The following is a 7,421-nucleotide window of genomic DNA, read 5'->3' as shown; positions in this document are numbered from 1 at the left end:
GGGCCGCCGCCCCCACCGGACGGCCTCCGGCCGCGGCGCCTCCCCCTCCGTCGCCCGCCGTCACCCACCATCGTCCTCGGACGGCGCCCAGCGACGCCTACGGCGCGGTGTCCGCTCGTCTCCCCTCCCTCCCCCTCCGGAGACTTGTGGGCACCCGAACGACGCTCCTCCCGGGGCCCCGCGGCGCGTCAGGGCGACCGGCGGACCCGGATGGCGCCATGCTGGTCCGGCCGGGGGCGACGGGGAGGTACGGGGTGTCCGTCGAGGAGTACGTGGTCGGCACACTGGTGATCGTGGTCGCGGTGATCTGCGGCCAACTGCTCGCCGGACGGCTGCGGGTACCGGGCGCGGTGGTACTGGTACTGCTGGGCCTGGCCATCGGGTCCACGCCGTGGATGTACTCCCTGGTGATCTCCCCGCAGGTCATCCTGCTGGTCTTCCTGCCACCGCTGATCTACAACGCGGCCTTCTTCTCCTCCCCGAAGGACATGCGCGCCCTGATGCGCCCCATCGTGGTGATGGCGGTGGGCGTGACACTGCTGACGGCCTTCGGGCTGGCGGGGATCGTGTACCTGCTGATGCCGTCGGTGGGGTGGCCCGCGGCGATCGCCCTGGGCGCGGCGATCGCGCCGACCGACGCCGTGGCCGCGTCGGCGATCCTGAAACGGGTGGGCACGCCGCGCCGGGTGCTGACCCTGCTGGAGGGCGAGTCCCTGATCAACGACGGGGTCGCGCTGACCCTGTTCAGCCTGGCCGTCACCGCGATGAGGCATCCGCTCACGCCCCAGGAGGGTGTGGTGGAGCTGGTGAAGGTCGTGGCGGGCGGCCTGCTCTACGGCGCCGCGGTGGCCCTGGCGGTGTCGTGGTCGCGGACCCGGATGCGGGATCCGTCCCTCCAGTTGATGGTGGTCCTGATCACGCCGTTCGTGGCCTACATCCCGGCGGAGATGATGGGGTTCTCCGGCGTGCTGGCGGCCGTGGTCGCCGGGATCTACCTGGGTACGCGCGGCGAGGGTCTGCTACCGCCGCGCGTACGGGTGAACGGGCAGACGATCTGGGGCACCCTCGTGGGACTGCTGGAGTCGATGCTGTTCGTGGTGCTGGGGCTGCGGTTGGACTCGGTGGCCACGGCGTCGCGGGGCGACTTCGCCCTCCCGGAACTGGTGTGGGTGGGTCTGGCGACGATGGTCACGGCGGTCGTGCTGCGCATGGGACTGATGTTGCTGACGACTCCGCTGTACCGGCTCCCCCCGTTCACGAGGCTGGAGGCGGGCGATCCCAGGGAGCGGATCGTCATCGGGTGGAGCGGGATGCGCGGTGCGGTGTCACTGGCGATCGCCCTGTCCCTGCCGACCACGGTGGGCGGCGAGCCGTTCGACGACCGGGGCGCGCTGATCTTCGTGGCGGGCGTGGTGGTGCTCGGAACGCTGGTGGGCCAGGGAATGACGCTTCCGCTGCTGCTGCGCGGGCTCGGCATGGCCGACGAGGGCGGTCGGCGGCGGGAGTTCCTGCGGGCCGACGAGCGGATGAGCTACGCGGCGCTGGGCAAGATCGACGAACTGCTGCGTGAGGACGAGGTGGACGAGAGGACCGCCGGCTCGCTGCGGTCCGTGTACACGCGGCGGATCGCGCAGGTGCGGGGCCTGCTGGAGGCCCGGGACGGTCGGGCGCGCGAGCGCGTGGAGAGCGGCAAGGCGGTGCACGCGCAGATCACGCAGGCGCGCAGGGACGCGCTGATGTCGATGTACCGGGAGGGCGGCATCGACCACGAGGTCTTCCAGGAGATGAACCGGGACCTGGACATCCGGGACACGGGAACGGGCCCGTACGGGTCGTGAGGGTCGGGGATCCGAGGTCGGGGACTCGGGGGACGCGGGGTCCCGGCGGTTCGCGCAGGTGGGAGCGGGAGTGGCACTGCGCATGACGGGTCCGCGGCGGCTGCTGACGGGGCCGCTGGGACGCGTGTGCGGTTCTGTGCCCCGCGGAAAAACTACAAACTTTCCTTACGGTTTCCGTTGACGCGGCCGCGAGACAACTTTAAGGTTTCCTAACAATTAAGCGGCTCACAGAGCCCCCTTCGTCTCCCCCGCTCGACGAAAGGAGCACCCCCCTGATGCTCAAGCACCGTCGCAGGAAAAACCCCCGAGGTGCGAAGGCGGCGCTGACCGGCGCGTTCGCCCTCCTGACCGCCGGGCTCATCGCCGGTTTCACCCAGTTCTCCCCCGCTCCGACCGAGGTGGAGACCGTGTCCGACGAGGAGTCCCTCCAGGTCCAGCAGACCGGCCAGTGGCTCACCGGGTACTGGCACAACTTCTCCAACGGCTCCACCGTGATGCCGCTGTCCGAGGTCCCCTCCGAGTACAACCTGGTGGCCGTCGCCTTCGCCGAGAACCACCCCACCCTCGACGGAGGGATCACGTTCGACCTCGCCAGCGAGGAGCTGAACGGCTACACCGACCAGCAGTTCCGTGAGGACATCGCCGCCATCCAGGCCGAGGGCCGCAAAGTGATCATCTCCGTGGGCGGCCAGCTCGGGCACGTCGACGTCACCAACGCGACCCAGGCCCGCAACTTCGCCGACACCACGTACCAGCTGATGCGGGAGTACGGTTTCGACGGCGTCGACATCGACCTGGAACACGGCATCAACGCCCAGTACATGTCCGACGCGCTGCACGACCTGAGCGCCCAGGCCGGTTCGGACCTGATCATCACGATGGCACCGCAGACCATCGACTTCCAGAGCCCGAACCGGGAGTACTACAAGCTCGCGTCGAACATCTCCGACATCCTCACCATCGTGAACATGCAGTACTACAACTCCGGTTCGATGCTGGGATGCGACGACCAGGTGTACCACCAGGGCACCGTCGACTTCGTCGCCTCGCTGGCCTGCATCCAGCTGGAGATGGGGCTGAGCCCGAGCCAGGTGGGCCTCGGCCTGCCCGCCGTGCCGTCCGCCGCCGGAGGCGGCTACATGGCCCCCAGCAAGGTCGTCGAGGCCCTGGACTGCCTGGAGGCCGGGACCAACTGCGGTTCCTTCTCCCCCGACACCCCGTACGGTCCCATCGGCGGCGTGATGACCTGGTCCGTCAACTGGGACGCCACCAGCGGCTACGCCTTCGCCGACACCATCGCGGCCCGTCTGGCGGGCGGCCCCGGCGACGGCGGCGGGGACCCCGACCCGGAGCCCACGGACCCGCCGACCGACGAGCCCGGTGACTGCACCGCCCCGGCCTGGTCCGCCGACAGCGTCTACACCGGCGGCGACGTCGTCTCCCACGAGGGGGCGGAGTACCGCGCCGAGTGGTGGACCCGGGGCGAGGAGCCCGGAACGACCGGCGAGTGGGGAGTCTGGAGGCTCGTCGGCACCTGCTGACCCGACCGACCCCGAGGCCGCGTGGAGGGATCCCCGTCCCTCACCCGCTACCGCGGCTGACCGGGCGGCCCGTCACACACTCCCCTCGCGTGACGGGCCGCCCCGCCCCCACAGGAGAGGGGCGAGGCGCCGTCCCCCCGGTGCCTCGCCCCTCTTCCTCGTCCTGGTCTCCGCCTCAGATCCGCACCACCGTGAGCGTGGGGTCAAGTTTGCGGATGTCGTCGGGGTCCGACGTGAAGACCGGAGCCTGGAACTTCCTGCCCAGCAGTGCCACATGGCCGTCCACCACGTCACTGGCGCCCACTCTGCCCAGAAGAGCTCCCACCTGCCGAGCCGTCTCCTTGGTGAGGGGATCGACAAGTGTGGTCTGACCGTTGATCAGGCGCGCCAGCGCGTGCTGCTTGGGGTCGTTGCGCCAGACCTGGGCGATGACACCCGCTGGCACGAGGATGCGCTTGTGTTCCCGTGCGGCGCGCTGCACGAGACGCCACATACGCGTCTCACGGCGTTCGAGCGCGATCAACGCACCCGCGTCGAATACGAGAGGGTTCATGCAGCGGACTCTACGGAGGATTCACCCCCGCCGAGCACGCTTTCGACCCATGCCTCGTCCTCCGGGGTCGATCCGCCCGCTTCGTCCAGAATCTCCGTGGCCAGAAGTTCGGCATCAGCCCAGTCAGGCTCGTTCTCAGCCAGTTCGGTGAAGTACGCCGAGACGGAACCGGACTGTCCGGATTCCACCGCACGCTGGGCCTTGGCCACGATCTCCTCCGGAACGCTGATGGTGACGCGCCTGTTCGTCATACTCGGATCATACTCCGCTCATACTCTTCTGTCCCGGACTTGACCGCCTCGCCTCAGACCAGCGGAAGGGTGGGGCGCAGGATCCCGGGCGCCACGCCGTCGCTGGCCTCGGCGGCGCGCTGGCGCTCCTCGGACACCGGACCGTAGGTCGTGGTGCGCTGCCGGAGCGGACGGCCCGTCGGCTCCACCAGGGCGCGGATGTCGCTGATGGTCTTGTACGACCCCTGCCCGGATCCGGCCATCCGGCTGATGGTCTCCTCCATCAGCGTGCCGCCCACGTCGTTGACCCCGCCCGCGAGCAGCTGGCGGCAGGTGTCCTCGGCGAGCTTGACCCACGAGCACTGGATGTTGTCGACGTGCCCGTGCAGCAGCAGACGGGCCAGGGCGTGCACGGCGCGGTTCTCCCGGACGGTGGGCCCGGTCCGCGCCAGCCCGGCCAGGTAGATGGGCGCGTTGGTGTGCACGAACGGCAGCGGCACGAACTCGGTGAACCCCCGGCGGCCGTTGCGCTCCACCGACCGCTCCTGGAGGGAGCGCAGCAGCTTGATGTGCGCCACCCAGTGCCTCGGCGAGTCCACGTGCCCGTACATCATCGTGGACGTGGTGGGGATGCCCAGGTCGTGGGCGGACGTGATCACGTCGATCCACTCGCTGGTGGGCAGCTTGCCCTTGGTGAGGATCCAGCGGACCTCGTCGTCGAGGATCTCCGCGGCGGTGCCCGGCACGGAGCCGAGCCCGGCCTCGCGCGCGCGGAGCAGCCACTCGCGGACGGGCAGGTTCGTGCGCGCCGCCCCGTTGACGACCTCCATCGGGCTGAACGCGTGGACGTGCATGTCCGGGACGCGCTCGCGCACGGCGGCGGCGATGTCGAAGTAGGCGGTGCCGGGCAGGTCCGGGTGGATGCCGCCCTGCATGCACACCTCGGTCGCCCCGGCCCTCCACGCCTCCTCGGCGCGGTCGGCGACCTGTTCCAGGGAGAGCGTGTAGGCGTCGGCGTCGGTGCGGCGCTGGGCGAACGCGCAGAACCGGCAGCCGGTGTAGCAGACGTTGGTGAAGTTGATGTTCCTGGTCACGACGTAGGTGACGTCGTCGCCGACCGCGTCCCGGCGGACCCGGTCGGCCAGGTCGGCCAGCGCCTCCAGTTCGGGGCCGTCGGCGTGCAGCAGGGCGAGCGCCTCGTCGTCGGACAGGCCCGCGGGGTCGGACTCGGCGCTGCGCAGCGCCGCGGCGATGTCGGGGTCGAACCTGCGCGGTACGGCCCCCTCGCGGTCCACGCCCGGACGCAGTTCGTCCCAGTCGCCGTAGACGGCGTCGAAGTCACCGCGCCGGTCGCTGGTACGGCCCTCGGTGTCGATCTCCGTGTGCAGGCCGGTCCGGCCCGAGGAGACCAGCACCGCCTCGGGTTCCTGCCAGGGGCGGCCCACCACGGGTGCGTCCTCGCGGGCCAGGCCGGTCTCGGGGTCGGCGAGCGCGGCCACGTGCCCGGCCACGCGCGGGTCCAGCCACGGTTCTCCGGCCCTGACGTACTCGGGGTAGACGGTGAGCCGCTCGCGCAGGGTGAAGCCGTGGGAGGCGGTGCGCTCGGCCAGGTCGTCGATCTGCGGCCAGGGCCGTTCCGGGTTGACGTGGTCGGGGGTGAGCGGTGAGACGCCGCCCCAGTCGTCGATGCCCGCGCGGAGCATCAGGCCGTACTCGTCCACGCCCCCGTGTTCGGCGCCGATGAGGTTGGGCGGTGCCTGCACGTGCGCCCTGGGCCCCATGACCAGACGGGTGACGGCGATGGCGGCGGCCATCTCCTCGCGTTCGGCGTCGGGGCGGTGCATCATCGCGGTCGCGGGCTTGGCCCGGAAGTTCTGCACGATGACCTCCTGGACGCCGCCGTAGCGGCGGGAGGCCCCGCGCATCGCGAAGATCGACTCGGCGCGCTCGGCGGTGTTCTCCCCGATGCCGAGGAGGATGCCGGTGGTGAAGGGGACGCTGGAGCGCCCGGCGTCCTCCAGCACGCGCAGCCGCACCGCCGGGTCCTTGTCGGGGCTGCCGTAGTGGGCCTGCCCCTTCTCGGTGAACAGCCGGGTGGAGGTGGTCTCCAGCATCATCCCCATGGACGGGGCGACGGGCTTGAGCCGCTGGAGGTCGGCCCAGGTGAGTACGCCCGGGTTGAGGTGCGGCAGCAGGCCGGTCTCCTCCAGCACCATGATGGCCATGGCCCGCACGTAGGAGAGGGTGTCGTCGTAGCCGTGGGCGTCGAGCCACTCGGCGGCCTGTTTCCAGCGGTCCTCCGGCCGGTCGCCCAGCGTGAACAGGGCCTCCTTGCAGCCCATGGCGGCGCCCTGGCGGGCGGTCTCCAGGACCTCGTCGGGCGACAGGAACGGCGCGTCGAGACGGCCGGGCACCGTGGCGAACGTGCAGTAGTGGCAGCGGTCGCGGCACAGGCGGGTCAGGGGGAGGAACACCTTGCGGCTGTAGGTGACGACCCCGGGGCGGCCCATGGCCTCCAGGCCCGCGTCGCGCACCCTTCCAGCGTGTTCGAGGAGGGTCTCCAGGTCCTCCCCCCTGGCGTGCAGGAGTACCTCGGCCTCGGTGACGTCGAGGGTCTTGCCGTCCCTGGCGCGTGCCAGGGCCCTGCGCATCGCGGACGGGGTCGGGGCGGGGGCCGGGTCGTTCGAACCACTCATAGAGCGCACCCTACGCGCCGGTCCTCTCGCACGTGCGGACGCACCTCCGGTGGTACCGGATGTGTGCGGGTCGTCACCGTGGCCGGAGGGCGGCCGGGACGGGAGGTGCCGTGGGCGGCGTAGGGTTCGGCACGTACGGGAGAGGGAGGGCACGTGCTGGGTCGGCTGCGCGGTAACACGTGGGTGCGCTTGGCGCTGTTCCTGGTGGTGTGCGTGTGCGCGGGGTTGGCCCTGCGCGCGAACTGGGAGCAGGCCCGCGACGCCGTGGCGTCGCTGCCGCTGTGGGTGCTGCCCTCCGCGGTGCTGGCGGGTATGACGGGGCTGACCGCGCAGATGCTGGCCTGGCGGGCGCTGTTGGCGGGGATGGGTTCGCCGCTTCCCCGGGGGACGGCGGCCCGCGTCATGTTCGTGGGTCAGCTCGGCAAGTACCTGCCCGGTTCGGTGTGGGCGTTCGTCGCGCAGGTGGAGCTGGCCCGTGACTGGAGGGTGCCGAGGTCGCGCGGTGCGGCGGCGACGCTGCTCGCGGTGGCGGTGACGGTCGCGGTGGGTCTGGCGGTGGCGGC

5 protein-coding genes and 1 pseudogene are annotated in these 7,421 nt (G+C 71.1%); 3 read left to right on the top strand and 3 right to left on the bottom strand.

The genetic code is table 11. From position 1 onward, the window contains the following. Positions 1-254 precede the first annotated feature (254 nt). Together D455_RS0111865 and D455_RS0111860 are read left to right on the top strand one after the other, a co-directional pair. Complete coding sequence (locus D455_RS0111865) at positions 255-1,838, top strand: Na+/H+ antiporter (protein WP_017570942.1); 1,584 nt, start codon at positions 255-257, stop codon at positions 1,836-1,838. A 275-nt stretch (positions 1,839-2,113) separates the two neighbouring features. Further along, entirely contained in the window at positions 2,114-3,379 is a 1,266-nt protein-coding gene (locus tag D455_RS0111860) for a glycosyl hydrolase family 18 protein (protein WP_017570941.1), read from the top strand. A gap of 175 nt (positions 3,380-3,554) precedes the next feature. On the opposite strand, the gene D455_RS0111855 is transcribed toward D455_RS0111860, so the two are convergent. Genes D455_RS0111855 through D455_RS0111845 form a run of 3 tightly spaced genes read right to left on the bottom strand, consistent with a single transcriptional unit; the run spans position 3,555 to position 6,858 of the window. Continuing rightward, a complete protein-coding gene (locus tag D455_RS0111855) occupies positions 3,555-3,932 on the bottom strand; it encodes a PIN domain-containing protein (protein ID WP_017570940.1) in 378 nt (125 codons plus the stop codon). Continuing rightward, complete coding sequence (locus tag D455_RS0111850; protein ID WP_017570939.1) at positions 3,929-4,183, bottom strand: hypothetical protein; 255 nt, start codon at positions 4,181-4,183, stop codon at positions 3,929-3,931. Before D455_RS0111850 ends, D455_RS0111855 begins: the two co-directional genes overlap by 4 nt. A 53-nt stretch (positions 4,184-4,236) precedes the next feature. Next, positions 4,237-6,858 (bottom strand): bifunctional FO biosynthesis protein CofGH, encoded by a 2,622-nt coding sequence (locus D455_RS0111845; protein WP_083922210.1) that lies wholly within the window; start codon positions 6,856-6,858, stop codon positions 4,237-4,239. Positions 6,859-7,011: 153 nt separating this feature from the next. Here D455_RS0111845 and D455_RS0111840 point away from each other — a divergent pair. Continuing rightward, a pseudogene (locus tag D455_RS0111840) lies at positions 7,012-7,421 on the top strand (lysylphosphatidylglycerol synthase domain-containing protein); the annotation flags it as partial.

The organism is Nocardiopsis halotolerans DSM 44410, assembly GCF_000341065.1.
Taxonomy (GTDB): Bacteria; Actinomycetota; Actinomycetes; order Streptosporangiales; family Streptosporangiaceae; genus Nocardiopsis; species Nocardiopsis halotolerans.
This window is presented reverse-complemented; position numbering and strand designations above follow the sequence as displayed.

Bases quoted from the DNA above. Each gene is read 5' to 3' on its own strand.
- D455_RS0111850 (WP_017570939.1), bottom strand. From the start codon at position 4,183: ATGACGAACAGGCGCGTCACCATCAGCGTTCCGGAGGAGATCGTGGCC.
- D455_RS0111845 (WP_083922210.1), bottom strand. From the start codon at position 6,858: ATGAGTGGTTCGAACGACCCGGCCCCCGCCCCGACCCCGTCCGCGATG.
- D455_RS0111860 (WP_017570941.1), top strand. From the start codon at position 2,114: ATGCTCAAGCACCGTCGCAGGAAAAACCCCCGAGGTGCGAAGGCGGCG.
- D455_RS0111855 (WP_017570940.1), bottom strand. From the start codon at position 3,932: ATGAACCCTCTCGTATTCGACGCGGGTGCGTTGATCGCGCTCGAACGC.